Below are 22,268 nucleotides of genomic sequence, written 5' to 3'. Positions count from 1 at the left end.
GTCAAAGCTCCAATATGGCTTTGGTAATGATCTCGCGCTGGACTTCGTTCGAGCCGCCAAAGATCGACAGTTTTCGATTGTTGAAATAATCGGCCGCGACAGGCGCTGCGTAGGAGGGACCGACGGGAGTGCCGTTAAAGTCCTCGTCCAGCGCTTCCGATACGAAAGGATGCGCATAGCGTCCCAGCGCGCGCCGGGTGAGGCTTGTGATCTCCTGCCGGATTTCGGTTCCGCGAATCTTGAGCATCGAACTTTCCGCAACCGGCGCCACCCCGTGCCCGGCTGCGGCCAGAACGCGCAAATTGGTGGTCTTCATATTCTCAAGATCGATTTCGAGCTTCGCCATCCGGGCAGCGAAGAAGGGGTTTTCGGCAAGGGGCCGGCCATTTTTGATCTGCGCCGCGACGATGTGCCGCAAATGATCGAAGGCCGCCATCGAAGCGCCAACGCCCGCTATGTTGGTGCGCTCGTAGGTCAGGAGATATTTGGCGTAGGTCCAGCCCTTATTCTCCTCGCCCACCAGATTTTTGATCGGCACCCGAACATCGGTGAAGAAGACTTCGTTCACCTCCTGCTCGCCGTCGAGCAGGGTGATGGGACGTACTTCCACGCCCGGTGTCGCCATGTCGATCAGCAGGAATGAAATGCCCTCCTGCTTCTTGTCCTCGCTCGACGTGCGGACGAGGCAGAAGATCTTGTCGGCATGTTGGCCAAGGGTGGTCCAGGTTTTCTGACCGTTGACGATATAATGGTCGCCCCCGGCATCCCTGCCGCGCACCGCGCTGGTCTTCAGGCTGGCGAGATCCGATCCCGCGCCCGGTTCCGAATAGCCCTGGCACCACCAGTCCGTGCCGTCCAGAATGCGGGGCAGCCAATAGGCCTTTTGTTCTTCTGACCCGATTTTGATGAGGACGGGCCCCAGCATCGACAGGCCGAAGGGAATGATACGCGGCGCGTGTGCGAGCGCGCATTCCAGGTCGAAAATATAGGACTGGGCAAAGGTCCAGCCCGTGCCGCCATGTTCGACAGGCCAATGGTTCGCCAGCCAGCCGCGGCGGTTCAGTATCGCATGCCACTGCTCCATGTCCTGCTTGGTCAGCCGTTTGCCGGTTCTTACCTTTTCGGAGAGAACCGTTGGCAGATTGTCGCGCAGGAATTCGCGAACGGTGGCGCGGAAGGATTCCTCCTCCGCGGTGAAGTCCAGGTTCATTGGGCAGGTCCTTGTGGGAATTGCGTGCGGAGCAGTTTCTTGTCTATCTTGCCCACGCTGGTCTTCGGCAGGGTGTCGAGGGTCGCGAAATGCCCGATCTTCGCGTAGCGGGTAATTTCGCCGCGCTGTATCGCGGCTAGAATGGGAGCATTGATCGCGTGCAGCGTTGGCGTGAATCCGGGCTGCGGCACGACCACGGCCATCGGACGTTCGCCCCATTGCAGGTCGGGCAGGGCTATGACGGCAGCCTCGGCGATGCCTTCGACGGTGCAGATCAGTTCCTCCAGCATGATGGAATCGATCCATTCCCCGCCGGTCTTGATGACGTCCTTCAGCCTGTCGCGGATCATTATATTGCCCCGTTCGTCCAGGGTCGCGATGTCCTGCGTATGCATCCAGCCACCGCGCCAGAGCGTCGCTGACGCCCGCTCATCGCCTGCATAGCAGGGCGTCAGCCATGGCGCGCGCAGCACCAGCTCTCCGCGCGTGGTGCCGTCGGCGGGCAGGACGTTCATGTCCTCGTCCACGATCCGGGCGGAGACGAGAGGGACGGCAATACCGCTGGTGCAAAACGCCTCGACAATGGCGGCTTCCTGGCCGTCGTCGTCCCGCCGCCGCCGTGCGATCGCAATGATGGGCGCGGTTTCCGACATGCCGTAGCCCGCCACCAGGTTCATGCCGCGCCGCCGACCTTCGGCGCACAGCGCCTGCGTTAGGGCCGCGCCGCCGATCGTCATGGTCCAACCTTTGAGATCGGCCCCCGTCCGGTCTGCCGCATCCAATATCATCTTCAGGATCGTCGGGACGCAATGGGAGTATGTGACGCCATGTTCGGCCCGGAGCCGACAGATCATTTCCGGTTCGTAGGGGCCGGGATAGACCTGTTTCAGTCCCAGCATCGTCGCCACATAGGGCATGCCCCATGCATGGACATGGAACATGGGGGTCAAGGGCATATAGACCGATTCCGCGCCGAAACTGGGGCTGAGCGCGCTGACGCCGAAGGGAGCCCTGGCTACCAAGGCGTGGAGCACGAGCTGGCGGTGGGTAAAGCAGACGCCCTTTGGATTGCCGGTCGTGCCGGTCGTGTAGAATGTCGTCGCCAGTGCATTTTCATCGAAATCGCGGAATGGGAAATCCGCGCTCGCGGCGGCGGACAGCGCCTCATATTCCCCGGTTGCCCAGGTCGGCAGCGGGCCTTCCGCCCCATCCATGATCGCGACCACCGCCTTCACCGCCGGAAGTTGGGGCAGGACGGTCTCCACCAGCGGGAAGAAGTCGCGGTGCACGATCAGGATTTCGGCGCCGCTATGATTGAGAGTGTAGCATAGCTGTTCCGACGGGAGGCGGACATTGGCGGTCATCAGCACAGCACCCATCATCGGAACGGCGAAATAGGCCTCCAGATAGCGATGGCTGTCCCAGTCGAGCATCGCGACGGTCGAGCCTTCCTCGGCGCCCAGTCCGGAGAGCAGCGACGCCAGCCGCCCGATGCGATCATGAAAGCCGCGATAGGTGTAGCGATGCTTGTCGCGATAGATGATTTCCTGATCGGCCGCCGACAGCATGGCGCTGTCGAGCAGATGGCCGATCGTGAGCGGGAAATGATAGGCTTCCGGCGCGGCGGCGGGAAAACGAAGGGGCATGATCCTCTCCTGTTATAGTTTACGGCTGAAGGTCCCTCCTTTGGGGCCTTACAACGTGCCACCGGTCGCAGCGCGGGCCTTCAGCAGCGGCGAAATGGCGAAATTCGGACCGAGTCGGTCGCCATAGCGTTCCAGGCCCGCGACGATCGCGGCAAGTCCGGTCTGCCCGGCCCAGAACATCGGGCCTCCCTTGTGACGCGGCCAGCCATAGCCGTAGATCCAGACCACATCGATGTCAGAGGCCCGCTGGGCGATTCCTTCCTCCAGAATCTTCGCGCCTTCGTTGATCATCGAATAGAGGGTACGAACCTCGATCTCCTCATCGGAAATGGTGCGGGGCGTGACGCCTGCCTTTGCGCGGAAGGCATCGACGATCCGGGTAACGACGGACGACGGCTTCGGCTTGCGGCCTTCGCCATAGTCATAATAGCCCGCGCCGGTCTTCTGGCCCCAACGGCCCTCTGCGCACAGCGCATCCTGGATCGTTTCGATGCGATCGGGATCGCGATGCCAGCCAATGTCCACTCCGGCAAGATCAGCCATCTGGAACGGCCCCATGGGCATGCCGAAGGCGGTATGCACGCGGTCGATCTGTTCGGGCGTCGCGCCTTCCAGCAGCAGCTGCGTCGCATTGTCCTGGCGCGGAATGAGCATGCGGTTACCAATGAAGCCGTAACAGACGCGTGAGACCACCGGCACCTTGCCGATCCGCCGGGCAAGGTCCATGCCGGTCGCCAATGCATCGGGCGCCGTTCGGGCGCCGCGCACCACTTCGACCAGCTTCATGACATTTGCGGGTGAGAAGAAGTGCAGGCCCAGCACGTCCTGGGGCCGCCTCGTCGCGGAGGCGATATCATCAATGCTGAGATAGGAGGTGTTTGACGCGAGCATTGCGCCCGGCTTCGCGACGGCATCCAGCCGCGCGAAGATTTCCTTCTTCACGTCCATATTCTCATAGACCGCTTCGATCACCAGATCGCAGTCGCCCAGAGCCGCGAAATCGAGGCTGGGGGTCAGCAGGCCCATGGCACTTTCAACCTGTTCGCCGGTCAGCCGTCCCTTGGCAGCGGTTGCTTCATAATTGCGGCGTATGATGCCCACGCCGCGATCCAGCGCGTCCTGCGTCATTTCGACGATCGTCACGGGGATGCCAGAGGACAGGAAGTTCATGGATATGCCGCCGCCCATCGTCCCCGCGCCGATCACGCCGACCTTGCGGATGGGGCGCAGGGCGACGTCGGTGGGCAGCCCATCGATCCGGGCTGCCGCGCGCTCGGCAAAGAAGACATGCCGCAGCGCCTTCGACTGATTGCCTTCCATCAGCGCCGCGAACAGCGCGCTTTCCTTGGCCAGGCCTTCGCGGAAAGACATGTTCGCTGCTGCCTTCACCGCACTTACACAGGCCTGGGGGGCAGCCAGCCCCTGAATCCTGGGGGCCTGGTCGGCCACAAAATGTTCGAACAACGATGCGTCGGCCCTGACCGGCAGTTCGCTCGTCCGCCGCACGCTGCCCAGCGAACGGGCATAGGCAATGGCGTCCTGCATCAGCGTTGCCTCATCGGCCAGACGGTCGACAAGGCCGATGTCGACGCCCTGTGAGGCATGGATCGGATCACCCGAGACGATCATCTGGAGCGCGGCCTCGACACCCGTGAGGCGAGGCAGGCGCTGGGTGCCGCCCGCACCGGGCAGCAGGCCCAGCTTGACCTCCGGAAGCCCCAGTTTCGCTGACGGCGTCGCGATACGGTAATGGCAGCCGAGCGCCACTTCCAGACCTCCGCCCAGCGCCATGCCGTGGATCGCCGCGATGACCGGCTTGCCGCTTGCCTCTATGGCGTCGATCACGACGGGCAGGGATGGATCGGCGATCGGCTGGTCGAATTTGGTGACGTCGGCGCCGCCCGAGAACATGCGGCCCGCACCCCGGATCACGATTGCCCTGACGGCATTGTCGGCCTGCGCATTGCTGATGGCGTTCGCCAGCCCTCGCCGCACAGCCGTGCCGAGGGCGTTTACCGGCGCGTTGGCCATCGCGATTTCCAGAATATCGCCGTGGAGCTGAATCTCGATCATGATGCCTCTGTGTTTCAAAATGTGGTTTCGCCCAGTTGCCTGCGGCGAGGGAAGGGATGGGATGAGGACAGCCCGCCATCGACGACCAGAGCCTGGCCGTTGACGTAGCTGGCGTCGTCGGAAGCGAGGAATGCGATGGCCTGCGCGATTTCTTCCGTCTGACCGCCTCTGCGCAGCGGATTGAGTTGGCCAATCTGATGCTCGAGGCCACGGGTGCGGGCATTGTCGTAAAGCGGCTGGGTCATGCCGGTTTCGATCAGGCCGGGGCAGACCGCATTCACGCGGATATTCGATCCGGTGAGCTGTTGCGCTGCAGTCTGCACCAGATTGATGACACCTGCCTTGGATGCGGAATAGGCAGGACCACCCGCTCCTGCGCGCAGGCCCGCCACGGAGGCCGTGCAAATGATGGCGCCCGTCCCGCCAGCGGCCAGCATCGCGCGCGCACCATGCTTGATCGCCAGGAACGGACCGATCAGGTTGACCCTCAGCAACGCGGCCCAATCTTCAGCGCTCTGGTCCAGCAGGCCCGCCATGCCGCCGCTGACACCTGCATTGGCCACGATAATGCCGAGTCCTCCCTGACGACCCGCCGCCGCCGCGACCAACGCCGCCACATCGGCGTCGCTGCCCGCGTCGCCGCGCATGGCAGTGATGGACGGATGGCTTGCCGCGACATCCTCGACCGCATCGGTGATGTCAAAGGCCAGCACATGCGCACCCTCCCGCGCGAAGGCTATTGCCGCTGCCCGGCCGATCCCCGATCCGGCGCCAGTCACCACGACATTGCGGGAGGAGAAGCGCCCGGTCACAGGACGCCCCGGGCCGTAGCGCCGCCGTCCACCACGATCGTTTGTCCAGTCATGTACGTCGCCGCCTTTGCCGCCAGGAACAGGGCGGCGCCGGCAATCTCCTCCGGCTCACCGATGCGGCCGAGCGGCGTCGCCTTTTGCAGGGCGGCCTCAGCCTTGGGATCCTCCCACAGCGCGCGGGCGAAATCGGTGCGCATCACACCGGGCGCGATGGCGTTGATCCGGACATTATGGGGTCCGAGTTCCACCGCTAGATTGCGCACGAGCTGGAAATCAGCCGCCTTGGAGATGTTATAGGCGCCGATCACATCAGATCCGACCAGCCCGCCAATAGAGGAGATCAGGATGATCGCACCGTCCCGGCGCGCGATCATTTCAGGTGCGATCATGGAAATCAGCCAGTGGTTGGCGAGGACATTGTTGTCGAAGATCTTGCGGAACTGCTCATCGCTGATCCCGGCCATCGGGCCGTAGTAGGGATTGGTGGCGGCATTGCAAACCAGCAGGTCGATGCCGCCCAGCCGTTTTCGCGTTTCGGCGACCATCGCCTCCAGTGCCGCCTTGTCGGAGATGCTGGCGGCAATGGCGATCGCGCGTTCTTCACCATGGCAAGCGTTGATCGCGGCGGCGACTTCCTCACAGGCGGCCTGCCTGCGGCTGGAGATCACCACGCGGGCACCCGCCGCCGCATAGGCTTCGGCAATCGCTCGGCCGATCCCGCGCGTGGATCCGGTGATAATCGCGACCTTCCCGGTCAGGTTGAACAGTTCCATGGATTTCCTCTCCAGAGCTCCGGCGGCTTTCTTCCCGCGTGATTAACGACCGGCTCCGGCCCTTTGCGCCTGATCCCACGCGGCGTGGGCCAGTGTGCCTATTTGTTCCACCGCCGTCGCGGCCTGGGTGCTGGAGGCATTGCCGTCGGCCAGCCTCTTCTTGACGCCTTGAAGGATGCCGATGAGGCGGAACAGATTATAGGCGAAGTACCAGTGCAGATCAGGCAAGCTCTCACGCCCTGTCAGCGTACAGTAGCGCTGAACGGCCTCATCCAGCGTGGGTATGCCCTCGCGGTCCAGATCGATGCCCGCCAATCCAGCACGACCGTCCCTGGGCAATGCCCAGTTCATGGCGAGATAGGCAAAGTCGGCTATCGGATCGCCGATGGTCGCCAGTTCCCAGTCGATTACGGCCCTGACCTGGCGATAATCCGGCGCGAAGATCAAATTGTCGATTCGATAGTCGCCATGGATGATGGACGTCGCGGTCTGCAGGGGCACAGTGCGGGGCAGCCAGTCGATCAGCCTTTCGACCTCAGCGATTTCCTCGGTCTGGGCGGCGCGATATTGTGTGGTCCAGCGACCCACCTGCCGGGTGAAATAATTGCCGGGGCGGCCAAAATCCTCAAGGCCCAGCGCGGCATAATCGATTTTGTGCAACGCAGCCAGGGTATCGATCATCGTTTCATAGACGCGCCGCCGTTCCCGCCTCGACACTTCGGGCAGGGCGCCGTCAAAATGGTTGGCCCCTTTCACCATCTCCATCAGGTAGAAGGGCGCGCCGATAACCGCGCTGTCCTGGCACAGGGCGATGGGGCGCGGGATAGGGAAGCCCGTGGGTTGGAGCGCGCTGAGCAGGCGATATTCGCGCTCAATCGCATGGGCGGAGGGCAAAAGCGGGCCAAAGGGTTTGCGCCGCAACACGATATCGCCGTCGGCCGTGCCAACCCGGTAGGTGGGATTGGACTGGCCGCCTGCGAATTTTTCGATGCGCAGGACGGGTGCATGGCGGGCTGCGGCTTGCACCAGCCATCGGGACAGGCTGGCTGCATCGATATCGGTCATGCCCTGACTTCCGGATAGCGAGCAAATTCCGACCGGGCAATGGCGCGGGCGTGAACTTCATCCGGACCGTCGGCAAGACGCAACGTGCGGATGTGTGCCCAGTCCGCCGCCAGGGAAAAATCGTCCGAAACCCCGGCGCCACCATGCGCCTGGACAGCATCATCGATAATCCGCAAGGTCATTTGCGGCGCCTGTAACTTGATCATCGCGATTTCGTCGCGCGCTGCCTTGTTCCCGGCGCGGTCCATCATGTCGGCAGCTTTCAGGCAGAGCAGGCGCGTCATTTCTATTTCGGTGCGGGCACGGGCGATCCGTTCCTCCCAGACCGAATGGTCACCGATGCGCTTGCCGAATGCCGTCCGACTGAGCAGCCGACGGGTCATGGCTTCCAACGCCTCCTCGGCGGCACCAATAGTCCTCATGCAGTGATGAATGCGTCCCGGCCCCAGGCGGCCCTGCGCGATCTCGAACCCACGCCCCTCCCCCAGGATCAGGTTTTCAGCAGGAACGCGAACATTGTCGAGCGCGATCTGGGCATGGCCATGGGGTGCGTGGTCATAGCCGTAAACCGACAGGGTTCGCTCTATCTTCACGCCGGGCGTGTCGAGATCGACCAGGATCATGGCCTGCTGGCGATGTCTGTCGCCATCCGGATTGGTCTTGCCCATGACGATGGCGACCTTGCATCGCGGGTCGCCCGCACCGGACGACCACCACTTGCGGCCGTTAATGACATAGTGATCGCCCGCCCGCTGGATGGAGGTGCGGATATTGGTCGCGTCAGACGAGGCAACTTCCGGTTCGGTCATCAGGAAGGCAGAGCGAATCTCTCCATCCATCAACGGCTTCAGCCAACGATCCTTCTGTGCACGCGTTCCATAGCGGTGCAGCACTTCCATGTTGCCCGTGTCGGGCGCGGAGCAGTTGAACAGTTCCGACGCCCAGGCGATGCGTCCCATTTCCTCGGCGCACAGCGCATATTCGAGGTTCGTGAGGCGTTCGCCGGAAAACAGGAATCTGTCGTCAACCAACGCCTCATGGGCCGGCGGCATGAAAAGGTTCCAGAGCCCGGCCGCCTTGGCTTTCGCTTTCAGCCGCTCGATCACCGGCAATGCCGACCAGCGATCTCCGCTCGCCAGTTCGCGCGCATAGTCACCGGCCGACGGCCTGACCTCGTCCTGCATGAAATCGCGTACCCGTCGCTGAAAGTCCAGCTCGCGATCCGTCTGCGTGAAATCCATGAATCCGCTCCCAATTATTCTGTTGTTTCGACCTTCAGGCGGCGCCCAGGACGGCCTTCACTTCCAGGAAATCGGCCAAGCCATATTTGCCGCCTTCCCGGCCATTGCCTGACTGTTTGTAGCCACCGAAGGGCGTGGTCATGCCACTGGCCCACATGTTGATGGTGACGATCCCCGCCCGAATCCGTGGCGCTACGGCCGCAGCCTTGGCAGGATCTCCCGAAATGACCGCCGACAGCCCGTAAACCGTATCGTTGGCCAGGCGGACAGCTTCATCCAGGTCACGATAGCTGGTGATGGTGGCAACGGGACCGAATGTCTCCTCACGGAAAATCCGCATGCCGGGATGAACTCCGGCAAGAAGCGTGGGGCGCACGAAATAGCCCCTGTCCAGTCCCTCTGGCCGGCCCGGGCCGCCGACGACGAGTGTCGCGCCTTCATCAATGGCGGAATCGATCAGGTGCTGGATCTTCTCGAACTGCGCCTTGTTGACGACCGGACCGATGTGAAGACCCGGCTGGTCCGGAGAACCCACGTCCACAGCCTGCATGATGGCGGCAATGATGGCCGTAGCGGCTTCCAACTCCGCTTCATGAACCAATATCCGGGTGGGCGCGATGCAGCTTTGCCCTGAATTGGCGAGCACTCCCTGCACGGTTAGCGGCAGTATGGACGCCAGATCCGCGCCGGGAAGTACCAGATTGGCTGCCTTCCCACCCAGTTCCTGATGGACGCGCTTGACGGTCGGAGCCGCGGCTTGGGCGACGAGAATGCCCGCCTGCGTCGATCCTGTGAAACTGATCATGTCGACGCCGGCATGGCGGGACATGGCGGAGCCGACCCCCGGCCCATCACCATGGACCAGATTGAAGACTCCGGCTGGTACGCCCGCCTTTTCGAGAATCTCGGCCAGGATCACGGCGCATCCAGGGGTTTCTTCGGACGGCTTGAGGATGATCGTGTTGCCAGCGGCAAGCGCCGGTGCGATCTTTGCGCAAATCTGGTTGAGCGGCCAGTTCCATGGCGTAATCAAGCCCACGACACCGATCGGTTCGTGCAGAATGCGGGCGCCGTCCACCTGTTCCTCAAACGGGAAATCGCGAAGCGCCGCCAGTGTTCCCATGATCTGGCCCAGGCCAGCGGCGACCTGCGCGGCCTGCGCAAAGGATATCGGCGCGCCCATTTCCTCGCTGACCGCCTTGGCCAGATCGCCTGCCCGCGCTTGATATTCCCCGACAATCCGTTCCAGAAGCTGGATGCGATCGGCGACCGGCCTGGCACCATAGCGTTCAAAGGCATCTCGCGCTGCGGTCACCGCGGTATCGACATCCTGCGCATTGCCCAGGGTCAGCCATGCGACCGCTTCCTCCGTGGCCGGATTGATGACCGTCCTGGTTTCGCGGCCCGCGCTTTCGATCCACGAACCGCCGATGAAATGCCTGTCATACACACGCATGGGTATCTCCTTGAAATCTGTTCTGTTGATGGAAGTGGAGGGAAGACCGTTCCGGCCCCGCCAAGGACTGCATTCAGTCCCTCATCTTCCGTTTTCCGGCACGATCGGGTCATCCGGCATTGTTACGCCTTCCGGCGAAGCCTGCCATGTAACGAGCAGTATCAGGACCCCGCCGGACAGGAATGTTCCGACACTGAACCACAAGGCGCCAATAGCCCCGAAATGATCGACAATGATGCTGGCCATGAAAGGCACCAGCGCTGACCCGGCCAGTTGGCTGACCGGCAGATAGAGTACTGCACGCCGCCGGCGATCCACCGAGATCAGCATGCCGGTGTAGAATGGTTGGCCGAACAGCCACAAAAATCCATAACCCGCGACAAAGACCCACGGCACCCACGCCACCGCTCCCGCCAATGCGAGTACCGCCACCAGCACCGGTTGGATCATGGCAGCAGCCAGGATGACGGCACGATCCGCCAGATATTCTCCCCACCGCGCGGCGGCGAAGGCGCCGATGACCTGGCTGCCAAGGCACAATGCGACAAGCGATCCCCGCTGGCCTGAACTATAGCCGAAATGCCCAAGAACGACGCCGAGATAACTCCATGTGGCGATGATGCCGCCAATATAGAGACCCGCCGTTGCCAACAGGACTATGCCGTTCCCGGGTATGCCGCCCCCCGCCGGATCGGGCGGAGGAGGACGAAGGCGGCGGGGCGCCCATGGAACCATCATCAGGCTCGCCACGCCCGACAGGGACAGGATCAGCAAGGCTCCGTCGGTTGCCGAACCCCGCCAGAGGACGGAAGGCATGAACTGGGCGACGACAAGTTGCAGGATTGTCTGCGCCGCAAGGAAGAAGGCCGACAGACGCTCCGGGTTTACGCTTGTCGCTATCGCGGATCCGGCCAACGCCAGCAGAGTGCCTTCCCCTACTCCTGCCATGCCGCGCCCCATGGCCAGCCACGGCAACCCAGATCGGCCGACGAGCAGCAAGTTGGCCAGGACCAACAATATGCTGCCTCCGGCGAGGACAGCCTGCGTTTGCATGAACCGCAACAACCGGAGCCCGCCGAGCGACCCCAGCGCGATCATCGTCAGTTCGCACATCGCCAAAGGACCGACCCCTCCTTCGGACAGGCGACCTTCGACCGTCAGGGCGCCCAACAGAATTGGCTCGACTCCAAGGACAAGCAAGCCGATGGAACCGGCTGCCAGACAGACCGGAATATGGCCGTGTCCCAGTCGGTTCGCATCGTGCATCAGAAATTGATCCTTGCGTATACGCCTGCGACCCGTGGCGGAGCATAGCTCAATTCATCGACGCCCAAACTGTCGATGGGTGAAATATAGAGCAGATAGGTCTTGTTGAAGAGGTTCTTGGCGAACACACCCATCTCAATCTTGCTGTTGGATGAACGCCAGCCGATCTGACCGTTGACGACCGTTGCGGGACCGTCGGACAGTCGGTTCCGCTGCGTGTTGTCGAAAAAGACCCGGCTGCGCCAGTTGGCGTCGATGCTCGACACGATCGCGCTGCCGTCTGCCAGGGGCATGTTATAGCTGATGGAGCCCCCGATCGACCATTTGGGCGAGTTTTGCAGGACATTACCGGAGAAATCCTGTCCGTCCGACACATATTTCAGAATCTTGCTGTCAAGATAGGCGACCGATAAGGAGAAGCTCAGATTGCGGGATATTTCGCCTGCCAGTTCCGCTTCGCCGCCATAGGAGCGGGAACTGGCGGCATTATCGAGTATTTGCATGGTCAGGCCGTTGCGCAAGACCTGCGAGAAAACCTGCTGGTTCTGATAATCATAATAGAAAGCGGACAAGTTTGCGCGGATCTTACGACCGAACAAATTTGTCTTCAGACCGACCTCATAAGCGTTCAGGATTTCGTTGTCATAAGGTTCGATCTGCTCAATACTGCTGGCCAATCCCCCAAAAAAACCGCCGGACTTGTAACCGCGATTGTAAGTGGCGTAGATGCGCGCATCAGTCCCCAGTCGGTAATTGATGCCGGCGCGGCCAGACCAGTCGCTGAAGGTCTTCCGGCCGTTGAAATGCAGCAGGACAGCCAGGCCATTATCAACCTGGCTGGTATAATTCAGGGATTTCCGGTCTGCCGACCAGCGTAGACCGCCCGTTAACGTCAGACGATCTGAAACATCGTAATCAGCCTGGCCGAACACCGCATAGCTGTCGACCTTCTGGATGTTAGGCCACCCAAAGACTCCCACCGAATTTTCGATGCTGAGACCTGTCGGATTGTTGTCCGTAATGAACATCGGGCGCAAATCCCGCAGGGTGTCGAACGAACTGTCGTCATTTAGATGATCGTGCATGTAATAAGCGCCCGCCACCCACCTGAGGCGCGTCTGCCCGTGGGATTGCAGGCGCAATTCTTGGCTGAACTGACGCTGCTTGGTATGGAAATGCCCTTCGATCATCTGCAGCGGGCTGGCGTCGGTATTTTCCCGGTCGTCGCGCCAGGCATTCTGATAGGCAGTAATGGCAATCAGATCGACTGCGCCCATTTCGATGGTGGCGGATAGGTTTGCGGTGGTGACATCCACCTTGTCCTTGCCGTCCACATTATCTTCCAGCGATCGGGGACGCGGATCGGTATCGCTATAGCCCAACAGGTCCGTACAGCCGGATGAATTGTAATATGCGGGCGCGCATAGCCCGTCGGAACCGGCAAATTGCGGTGCAGTGGGGAACAGGGAACGATGCTTGACCTGAATCGCGTCGCCGCGGTTCCGGAAAAAGCTCGCCTGGGCAAGAATTTCCACATTGCTGGCCGGCGTGAACAGCAACTGGCCGCGCACCGCCCAGCGGTCCGCGGCTCCGGCCTCACGGCGCGTCAGACGATTGTCAGCAAAGCCATCGCTGCTCACCCTTTGGCCGGAAACGCGGAAAGCCAGCTTGTCCGCGATTATCGGACCGCCGACGCCCGCATTCAATGTGACGCTGCTATACTCGCCATAGTCGACCGACGCGTCGCCGGTATATTTCCAGGTCGGACGTTTCGTGATGACATTGATCGCCCCGCCAGTGGTATTCCGCCCATATAAAGTGCCTTGCGGACCGCGGAGCACTTCAATCCGATCAATGTCATAGAAGCCGGCGAGCTGCGCGAGGGGCGAACCGACATAGACGCCGTCGACATAAATCCCGACGCCGCTTGCCGAACCTGGATTGAAGTCGGAAAGCCCCACGCCTCGGATGAAGATTTTGGGATTGGCGGCCGCATCCGATGTGGTGAGCCGAAGGCCCGGCACGATATTGTTGAGATCAAGCGCGCTGGTTATATGGCGGTTCTGGACGTCTTTGTCCGCAAGCGCTGAAATGGCGATAGGAACGTCCTGCAACCGTTCGCTGCGTTTGTTGGCGGTCACGACGATATCGGCAGGTTCTCCGGCACCAGGGCCGCGATCGCTGGCAGGGCCTGTCTGCGCTGCGGCCGGAACGGCGAGAAGCAGAAGGGACAGGGCTGAACTGGCCAAGAGGTAATTTCGTATCATGCTTTCCCCCTTTGATGTCTTGATTTGTCGTTGGCGCCTCGATCAACCGAGATCCACTTCCTGATGCCGTGACAAGGTTCCAAAAAGATAGTGAAGATTACCATATAGACAAGACTATTTTTTATATCGTTTTTCGCCAGATGCTGTTAAGCGCGCTTTCTGCCCTGATCTCCGGCGATTACCTGTGCCAGTAACGTGCCGAAAAAGCGCGACCAGGCCGGGGGGAGCCCCCGTCGAGAACGAGGGTGACGACGTCGCAAAGGGGTAACGTAGGTTAGATTAGAAAGGTGATTCGGGGACGTTTATGACCAGAGAGAAGCCGAAAGCGCCAAGAGCGTCGAAAGGAAAATCTCCCGCCGGGAAGAGCGCGGCCGACCAGATATCCCTGAATACGAAAATGGAACCTTCGCAGGATCGCGCGAAGGCGACATTCGAACTGATCCTTGAAGTAACCGGCGAACTGCTGGGAGAAGTCGGGATCGAACGGCTATCGACCAACATGGTGGCGCAAAGGGCCGGGCTGACGCCGCCCGCACTCTATCGCTATTTCCCCAACAAATACGCCATATTGCGGGAAATGGGGCGACGGCTGCTCGCGGCCGAGGATGAAGTCGTGTTCGAATGGCTGGCGGCGGGCAATGCCGAGCGCCCGACCACCCTGGAAGAGGATGTGCAACGCAATGTCGAGTTGCTGCGCCGTGTCAGGAAAATCGCGCAGGATCAACCGGGCGGCGCGTGGATTCTCCGGGTGATGCGCGCCGTTCCGATCCTGCGCGAAGTGCGGGCCGAATCGATCGATGCCGTTGCCGACGCCCTATATCAACGGCTGCGGCCCGTCCGTCCCGACCTGGACGAAGAGAGACTACGGGCTGCGACCGTTTTGAGCACCAGTCTGACGACCGCCGCGAATGAGTTGATGATCGATAATCCGGCACTGGAAGGGCATGTCGCAACAGAGGTCGCACGAATGATGGCCCTTTATTATCGCGACCTTATCGGCGAGAATTAAGGAAGATCATTACTGCCGGAACGCCATGATTGTCGGCGCAACCGGGCCACTATATTCGGCCCGGCCAGCCATGCCTGTCGACTACTCCCTTTGACCCCGAAACCTTCCACGACGTCAGTCTGTGGCGCCGCACGGCCATGCGCCTTGTCGTCTGACGCTGCAACAACTGGCCCCAGCCGCTGGGAAAGCGACACTGGGCGGCACAAAAGATAGTCATCATTATTTTTTTCTTGACAACAGATGGGATGTCGCGCTGTTTACCGGCAACGATGAACAGGAGACTTGGCTCATGAAGCGACAGGCAGATCAGGCGCTGAAAGCGCGCGCGTTGAAAGTGATTCCCAACGGAATGTACGGGCATGAGTCGACCCGGCTTCTGCCGGAAAGCTTCCCGCAATTTTTTGAGCGTGCCGAGGGGGCCTATATCTGGGACGAGGATGGAAACCGTTATCTGGATTTCATGTGTGCCTATGGCCCAAGCCTGTTCGGCTACGGCCTCAAGTGCATCAATGATGTGGCGATCGATCAGATGTCCCGGGGCGATACGCTGACCGGACCGTCGCCCCTAATGGTGGAACTGGCCGAAACGATGGTGTCGATGGTCAGCCATGCTGACTGGGCCATGTTCTGCAAGAACGGCACTGACGCAACCACCATGGCCATGATGTCGGCGCGCGCGCAGACGGGTAAAAGGATCGTGCTGGTCGCGCAGGGTGCCTATCATGGAGCCGCGCCCTGGTGTACGCCGGTCCCCGCTGGGACACTGCCTGAGGATCGCGCGTTCCACCGCAGCTATATCTACAACGATGTCGAAAGCCTGAACGCGGCGGTGGAGGCTGCTGGCGATGATCTGGCTGCGATCTTTGCCTCACCGTTCAAGCATGACGTGTTCGCGGATCAGGAATTGCCGGACCGGGCTTATGCGCACCGCGCCAGGGAACTTTGCGATGCGACGGGCGCCATGCTGATCATCGATGAAGTGCGTGCGGGATTCCGGCTGGCCCGCGATTGCAGCTGGGCACTGGTGGACGTCAAGCCGGACCTCAGTTGCTGGGGAAAATCGCTCGCAAACGGTCTTCCAATCTCCGCGCTTCTTGGGTCCGACCGCTGCCGTGAGGGTGCGGGTTCCATCTACGTTACCGGATCGTTCTGGTTCTCGGCGGTACCCATGGCGGCTGCGCTGGAGACGCTGAAGCTCATCCGGGACAGCGACTATCTCGAACAGGGGATAAAGCTGGGCACGCAGTTGCGCGAAGGGCTGGATGCCGTTGCAGCTCGTCACGGTTTCACCTTGCGGCAGACCGGTCCGGTCCAGATGCCGCTTATCATGTTCGCCAATGATCCGGATTGCCGCATCGGCTATGCCTGGACGGAAGAAATGCTGAAGCGGGGTGTCTACATGCACCCCTGGCATAATATGTTCCTGTGCGCTGCCATGACGGAGGCGGATATCGCCATGACCGTTGCCGTCGCCGACGAAGCATTTGCCGTCATCGCGTCACGCCTGTCCTCGCTTCAGCCACATCCCCTATTGATGGCGATGGCCGAGACCGAAGGCGCAGAGGCGGCGTGAGGGGAGAGAGGACATGACGAACCGCTGTGACCTGATGGCGGTCGGCCTGACGACCCTGGACGTGACGGTCTATCCCGTTGACGCCTTGCCCGAACCGGACGGCGGACAGTTGGTGGAGCGTATCTGCCTTGCACCAGCAGGGACGGCCGCCGGGACAGCCTATGTCGCGGCAAAACTGGGATTGTCCGCCACCATCGTGTCTGCTGTGGGATCTGATCCGCAGGGCCGCATTGTCCGCTCCATGCTGGAAGAAGGCGGCGTCGACACGGCCATGCTGGAAACCAGTGATGCAATGCCGACATCGACGACCGTCCTGCCGGTCCGGTCCGATGGCGCGCGACCCATTTTCCACATGATAGGCGCCAGCGTCATGGCCGACATCCCGGCCGGCGCATGGGCAGCGGCCAATCAGGCAAAGGGCGTTCATTGGGGGGCAGTGGGCTTCCCTGGCGTAAAGGACAGCGGAGCAGATTTTCTACGAGCGGCACGGACGGCAGGGGCGTTCATCACATGTGATCTGATCGTACCGTCCGAAGAGTCGATGCAGGATCTTGCCCGATTACTACCCTTTGTCGATCTGTTCATGCCGAGCCTTTCGGAGATCAGCTATCTTGCCGGCACCGAAGATCCGAACGAGGCAGCAGCCTTTTTCATGAATCTCGGTGCCGGAGGGTGCGTGTTCAAGATGGGGGCGCAAGGCGCCTTGCTGATTACCAGGGAACAGAAGATCGCGGTGCCCGGGTTCAATATCGTTCCTGTCGATACGACCAGTTGCGGAGATTCCTTTTGCGCCGGCTTTCACGCCGCCCGCGGCCGGGACTTGCCGCTTGAGGATTGCCTCCGTTTTGCCAGTGCAACCGCGGCGCAAGTGGCGCAGGCGGTCGGGACCACTGGCGCGTTGCAAGGCTTCGATACGACATGGGATTTCGCCCGGACAGCACCATTGCGGCAGGGGATTGCAGCGTGAGCAAAGAACTGGAACTGCGCAAGACTATCGTCGCGGTGATGCGGAAAATGGACGCGCGAGGCCTCAATCGCGGCACTTCGGGTAATGTGTCGGCGCGCTGGCGGGATGGCATGCTGGTCACACCCTCCGGTGTCGTCCCGGATGAACTGACGCCTGACACCATCACATTTGTCAGGGAAGACGGATGGACTGCACCCGAAGGACCGCGTCCGTCGAGCGAATGGCGCATGCATATGGGCGTCTATGAAAGGCGGCCTGACGCCCAAGCCGTTGTCCATTGTCACGCCCGCCACTCGACCATCCTGGCTTGCGCCGGACGAGAGATACCGCCGTTACACTATATGGTGGCGGTGGGTGGAAAGGCATCCGTGCCGGTTGCTCCCTATGCCACTTTCGGCAGCGACGATCTGGCGAAAAATGTGGTGACCGCTCTGGATGGGCGGCGGGCCTGCCTGATGGCCAATCATGGGCTGATCGCCGTCGGTCCGAACCTGTCTTACGCCTTCGCGATAGCGGAAGAGATTGAGGAACAGGCAGCCATATATTGGGGCACACTGGCCATTGGCGGCCCTGTCCTCCTGGAACAGGATGAAATGGACAGAATATTGGACGCCTTTTCCCGATACGGCCAACGTTGAACGTCCGTGGTCGGAGCATGTTCGCTGCAATACTGTCTTCAGGAGTGACCCATGACTGATCTGCGGCAGTTTTTCGCCGGTAAGGTGGTCCTGATCGTCGGCGCGTCGTCGGGCATGGGTCGAATCTTTGCGAGGCGGATCGCAGCAGAGAAAGCCCTGGTGGCCGCCACCGCGCGCCGCGCTGGAAAACTCGAAACGCTAGTGCAGGAAATCACTGCAGGCGGCGGCACATGCGCCGTCTTCCCGGCCGATGCGCAGGATGAAGAGGCCGCCGCCCAGGTTGTGCGTGACGTCGTGTCCCGTTTTGGCCGGATCGACGTGGTCGTGCTCAATGCTGGGGGCGCCCCCGCGATTGACATGCGGCGGATGAATGCCGCCGAGGTCAAAGCCTACATGCGGTCCAACTATGATGTAGTCGTCAACTACCTCTTTCCCGTTCTGGATCAGATGCGCACGCAAATGGGCGGTCTGGTCGTACACACCAATTCGCTGGCCGGACTGATCGGCGTTCCGTTGCAAGGGCCATATTCAGCAGCGAAAGGCGGCGCAAAGCTTCTGATCGATACTTGCCGCATCGAATTCGCCCAATATGGCATCCGCTTTCTAACCGTCTATCCGGGATTTGTCGCGACCGAAGCGACCGTCGGCGATGGCATGCCCTCCCCCATGGAAATCTCCGAAGAGAAGGCTGTCGATCACATTCTACATGCGATCAGGAAGGGACATATCCATTATCCGTTCCCCTGGCGCACTGCCGCGCTTACCCGGTTGGCCCTGATGCTGCCGGTCCGGGTCCGGGACCGGATTCTGGCGCGCGAGCTTCCGGCACTAGCCGACGGGAAATAGCGTCCAGCATCCGGACCGCACGGTCACGTCAGGCTGCGCATCCCTGAATTCAGTCACCCAGGCATTGCAATTCTTGCCACGGGCGCAGCGATGTTGCGCCCGTGGCGGCTCATGGGACGCGGTTCGGCCCCTGCCGGCCGAGTTCATATGATCCCAAGGGAATTACAAATTCCTTGCAGGCTTGAAAAGCCGATCAATGATCGATATATAAACTCGATCATTGATCGGAAAGGTTCGCTTTCATGGCATCAAATCCCCTACCTTCACCGCCCAGCTTTCCTTTTGTCGGGCATCTTTTCGAACTGGATGGCCAGACGCCATTGCAAAGCCTGACGCAACTTTGCGCCAAGCATGGTCCGATTTTCCGACTATCCGTGCTGGGCCAATCTACTATCGTCGTCAGCGCCCAGAAATATGTGAATGAACTGTGCGACGAGAGCCGCTTCGGCAAGCATGTGCACAGTGCCCTTGTCAGCCTTCGTCCCGCAGTAGGCGACGGCCTGTTCACGGCTTATGGCGATGAACCCAATTGGGCACTCGCGCATCGCATCCTGATGCCAGCCTTCGGTCCGCTGGGGATCAGGGATATGGTGGGCAAGATGCTCGACATCGCGCACCAGATGTTCGATCGTTGGGAGCGTTTTGGACAGGATGCGGAAATCGACGTTGCTGACGCGATGACGCGGCTGACGCTCGATACGCTGGCCTTGTGCGCGTTCGATGTCCGGTTCAACAGCTTCTATCGGGAAGACATGCATCCATTCATCGACGCGATGGTCGATACGCTGCTGGAGGCTTCCGCGCGGGATCGCCGCCCGGAATTCGTTACCCGCGCCATGCTCGGCAAACGCCGCCAGTTCGAACGCGATATTGCTGTGATGCACGACATGGCGGATGCGCTGATGGCCACGCGGCGGAAAGAAGGTCGGGTCGGGCAGCGCGGCGATCTGCTGGATTCGATGTTGACCGGTATCGATCCGGTGACCGGTGGACGCTTGGCTGATGAAAATATCCGCCACCAGCTTGTGACCTTTCTGATCGCAGGGCATGAAACGACCAGCGGCCTTCTGTCGTTCGCAACCCATTTGCTGCTGGAAAATCCGGATATTCTGGAAAAAGCGCAGCAACTGGTGGATTCCGTTCTGGGTGATCGTGATCCAAATCTCGATGATCTGGCGGATTTGAAGTTCATCGAGCAGATATTGATGGAATCGCTGCGCCTGTGGCCCACGGCACCCGCATTCGCCGTCACACCGCATGCGCCCACCATGCTCGCCGGTCTCTATCCGCTCAAGCCGGGAGATGAACTGCTGATATTGCTGCCCGCGCTGCACCGCGATCCGGCAATATGGGGAGAGGATGCGGCGCTGTTCCGGCCGGAACGCTTTGCGGATGGTATGGCAGAACGCCTGCCGCCCAATAGCTGGAAGCCTTTCGGCAATGGGCAGCGCGCCTGCATCGGCCGCGGTTTCGCGATGCAGGAAGCCCTGCTGGTCCTGTCGATGATGTTGCAGCGGTTCGACATAAGCCGCGCCGATCCGGATTATCGGCTCAAGGTCGCAGAAACGCTAACCATGAAGCCGGAAGGATTGCGCATCCGCGCGCGCCGGCGCCAGCCCCCAGGCATCGTGCCCGTGCTGCGAACGCCCTCCGAAACCAGCACCGCTGCCCAGGCGCGGCAATATCTCGGTGCGGACGGGACGGATACACCGCTGCTGATATTATATGGAAGCAATTCCGGATCGAGCCTGGCCTTCGCCCGTCAGATCGTGACTGATGGCGCAGCGCGCGGCTACCGGCCCCGTCTGGCCGCGATGGATGAAGCGGTCGCCGACCTGCCCAAGGATGGCGCTGTCGTGATCGTGACGGCATCTTATGAAGGATTGCCGCCCGACAATGCCAGGCAGTTCGTTGCATGGCTCGATCAGCTGGAGCCGGGCATGCTGACGGGTGGGCGCTTCGCGGTATTGGGCTGTGGCAACAGGCAATGGGCGCGTACCTATCAGGCGATCCCCTCACGGGTCGATGACGCGTTGGAAAGGGCAGGCGCAAGCCGTCTTGTCGAACGCGGAGTCGCGGATGCCGCGGGCAATTTCGTGGAAGCGGCGGAAGCGTGGATGGCAGGATTATGGCCTGCCCTTGCCGAAGCCTTTGGTGGCGGGGAATGCCTGCGGTCTGTGGAGCCGACAATCGAAATGCTGCCCCCGTTGCGGGGGCGTTCGCTGGGCGGTTTCCGGCCCGGCAAGTGCCTGCGCAATGTTCCGCTGACACGGGGGGGAATGCTGGAGGCCGCCAGCGACAAGCGACATTTCGAGATCGCCCTGCCGCCAGGGCTGAGCTACCAGCCGGGCGATCATTTGTCGGTGTTGGCAAGCAACCCCGTGGAGACAGTGAACAGGGCGTTGCACCGGCTCGGACTGGACCCGGACATGCGCCTGGTCGTTCGTGACGATGCGGGGCTGACCCTGCCTTTGCCCGCCAGCGAAGCGGTCAGCGTGCGGGAACTGCTATCGGATTTTGTGGAACTGGAACAGCCCGCGACGATGCCGCAGCTTCGTCTCTTTGCGCAGTCAACCCAATGTCCCCCCGAACGCGCGCGGGCACAGGCCATGCTGGACCCGGCCGTTTTCGAACGGGAAGTCACCGAATGCCGGCTGGGAACATTGTCGCTTCTGGAAAGCCTGCCGTCCTGCAGCGTTGATCTGGCAGCCCTGCTTGCAGTCCTGCCGCCCATGGCGCCCCGCCGCTATTCCATCGCCTCGTCCCCGCTCGCTGACGCCGGACGATGCGCGCTGACGGTATCGATCGTCGATGCCCCGGCTCGATCGGGCAAAGGCCGTCATCTCGGCGTTGCATCCAATTTCCTGGCGCGTCTGGAGGATGGTGCGCAGTTGGCAGTCGCTCTGCACCCGGGGCCGCGCCATTTCCGGTTACCTGAGGACCCGGCCACGCCGATCATCATGATCGCAGCGGGAAGTGGCATCGCGCCGTTCCGTGGCTTTGTGGAGGAACGGGCGCTGCGGCGTGGTGCCGGGGAAACCACCGGGCCGGCGCTGCTCTTCTTCGGCTGTCGCCACCCAGACAAGGACTGGCTCTACCGTGATGAGTTCGCCGCATGGCAAGCCGATTCTGTGGTTGACGTGCGCCCTGCATTCTCCCGCGCACCCCAGGACGGCCACCGTTATGTGCAAGGCCGTCTGGTTTCGGACGCAGCGGATATTGCCACGCTGATTGGCAGAGGCGCCCATATCTATGTTTGTGGAGACGCCATGACGCTGGTGCCTGAGGTTGAGAGGCTGATCGTTGAAATTGCTGGCCGGGCGCTCGATAGGGATCCGGAGCAAGCCTATCGCCTTCTGGTTGACGAGGGACGTTATGCCGTGGATGCCTTTGCCTGAATTTCCCGGAAGGAAGAACGGCGACAAG

At 61.3% G+C, this 22,268-nt stretch carries 16 protein-coding genes and 1 pseudogene; 6 read left to right on the top strand and 11 right to left on the bottom strand.

Translation table 11 applies throughout. The features are described from left to right. Position 1 precedes the first annotated feature (1 nt). From ACN9MX_RS00550 to ACN9MX_RS00500, 11 genes and pseudogenes are all read right to left on the bottom strand, one after another. Positions 2–1,210, bottom strand: a complete 1,209-nt coding sequence (locus tag ACN9MX_RS00550; RefSeq protein ID WP_426387212.1) for an acyl-CoA dehydrogenase family protein — start codon at positions 1,208–1,210, stop codon at positions 2–4. Beyond that, positions 1,207–2,856, bottom strand: coding sequence for a long-chain-fatty-acid--CoA ligase (locus ACN9MX_RS00545; RefSeq protein WP_363828125.1), 1,650 nt, complete (start codon positions 2,854–2,856; stop codon positions 1,207–1,209). Before ACN9MX_RS00545 ends, ACN9MX_RS00550 begins: the two co-directional genes overlap by 4 nt. 48 nt (positions 2,857–2,904) lie before the next feature. Next, on the bottom strand, positions 2,905–4,929 hold the full coding sequence (locus ACN9MX_RS00540) for a 3-hydroxyacyl-CoA dehydrogenase NAD-binding domain-containing protein (RefSeq protein WP_363828127.1): 2,025 nt from the start codon (positions 4,927–4,929) through the stop codon (positions 2,905–2,907). A 14-nt stretch (positions 4,930–4,943) separates the two neighbouring features. Further along, positions 4,944–5,741: an SDR family NAD(P)-dependent oxidoreductase gene (locus ACN9MX_RS00535; RefSeq protein WP_363828130.1), complete on the bottom strand. Its 798-nt coding sequence runs from the start codon at positions 5,739–5,741 to the stop codon at positions 4,944–4,946. Continuing rightward, the gene (locus tag ACN9MX_RS00530) at positions 5,738–6,514 is read right to left on the bottom strand and encodes an SDR family oxidoreductase (protein ID WP_363828133.1); all 777 of its coding nucleotides are present in this window, start codon (positions 6,512–6,514) and stop codon (positions 5,738–5,740) included. Before ACN9MX_RS00530 ends, ACN9MX_RS00535 begins: the two co-directional genes overlap by 4 nt. 42 nt (positions 6,515–6,556) lie before the next feature. Beyond that, positions 6,557–7,579 (bottom strand): phosphotransferase family protein, encoded by a 1,023-nt coding sequence (locus tag ACN9MX_RS00525; protein ID WP_363828135.1) that lies wholly within the window; start codon positions 7,577–7,579, stop codon positions 6,557–6,559. Then, entirely contained in the window at positions 7,576–8,820 is a 1,245-nt protein-coding gene (locus ACN9MX_RS00520) for an acyl-CoA dehydrogenase family protein (RefSeq protein WP_363828137.1), read from the bottom strand. Before ACN9MX_RS00520 ends, ACN9MX_RS00525 begins: the two co-directional genes overlap by 4 nt. 34 nt (positions 8,821–8,854) lie before the next feature. Further along, complete coding sequence (locus tag ACN9MX_RS00515) at positions 8,855–10,276, bottom strand: aldehyde dehydrogenase family protein (protein ID WP_363828139.1); 1,422 nt, start codon at positions 10,274–10,276, stop codon at positions 8,855–8,857. 81 nt (positions 10,277–10,357) lie between these two features. Next, positions 10,358–11,542, bottom strand: a complete 1,185-nt coding sequence (locus tag ACN9MX_RS00510) for a hypothetical protein (protein ID WP_363828142.1) — start codon at positions 11,540–11,542, stop codon at positions 10,358–10,360. Further along, entirely contained in the window at positions 11,542–13,248 is a 1,707-nt protein-coding gene (locus ACN9MX_RS00505) for a TonB-dependent receptor (RefSeq protein WP_363828165.1), read from the bottom strand. Before ACN9MX_RS00505 ends, ACN9MX_RS00510 begins: the two co-directional genes overlap by 1 nt. Positions 13,249–13,389: 141 nt before the next feature. Beyond that, positions 13,390–13,809: pseudogene (locus ACN9MX_RS00500) on the bottom strand (TonB-dependent receptor plug domain-containing protein); the annotation flags it as partial. Positions 13,810–14,206: 397 nt separating this feature from the next. Between ACN9MX_RS00500 and ACN9MX_RS00495 the strand changes: the two are divergent. The 6 genes from ACN9MX_RS00495 to ACN9MX_RS00470 all read left to right on the top strand — a co-directional run bounded on the left by ACN9MX_RS00495 (position 14,207) and on the right by ACN9MX_RS00470 (position 22,240). Next, positions 14,207–14,818 carry a TetR/AcrR family transcriptional regulator gene (locus ACN9MX_RS00495; protein WP_363828144.1) on the top strand — a complete coding sequence of 204 codons (612 nt, stop codon included), beginning with the start codon at positions 14,207–14,209 and terminating at the stop codon, positions 14,816–14,818. Between the two features lie 289 nt (positions 14,819–15,107). Next, a complete protein-coding gene (locus ACN9MX_RS00490; RefSeq protein WP_363828147.1) occupies positions 15,108–16,391 on the top strand; it encodes an aminotransferase class III-fold pyridoxal phosphate-dependent enzyme in 1,284 nt (427 codons plus the stop codon). 13 nt (positions 16,392–16,404) lie between these two features. Then, positions 16,405–17,358 (top strand): carbohydrate kinase family protein, encoded by a 954-nt coding sequence (locus ACN9MX_RS00485; RefSeq protein ID WP_363735792.1) that lies wholly within the window; start codon positions 16,405–16,407, stop codon positions 17,356–17,358. Next, a complete protein-coding gene (locus ACN9MX_RS00480; protein WP_363735793.1) occupies positions 17,355–17,996 on the top strand; it encodes a class II aldolase/adducin family protein in 642 nt (213 codons plus the stop codon). Before ACN9MX_RS00485 ends, ACN9MX_RS00480 begins: the two co-directional genes overlap by 4 nt. Positions 17,997–18,047: 51 nt before the next feature. After that, positions 18,048–18,842 carry an SDR family NAD(P)-dependent oxidoreductase gene (locus ACN9MX_RS00475; protein ID WP_363735794.1) on the top strand — a complete coding sequence of 265 codons (795 nt, stop codon included), beginning with the start codon at positions 18,048–18,050 and terminating at the stop codon, positions 18,840–18,842. 242 nt (positions 18,843–19,084) lie between these two features. Continuing rightward, positions 19,085–22,240, top strand: coding sequence for a bifunctional cytochrome P450/NADPH--P450 reductase (locus ACN9MX_RS00470; RefSeq protein WP_363828150.1), 3,156 nt, complete (start codon positions 19,085–19,087; stop codon positions 22,238–22,240). The last annotated feature ends 28 nt before the right edge of the window (positions 22,241–22,268 follow it).

This window comes from Sphingobium sp. R-21 (genome assembly GCF_049913335.1).
Lineage (GTDB): Bacteria > Pseudomonadota > Alphaproteobacteria > Sphingomonadales > Sphingomonadaceae > Sphingobium.
The sequence above is the reverse complement of the archived record's forward strand: the minus strand, read 5'-3'. Positions and strand labels throughout refer to the sequence as shown.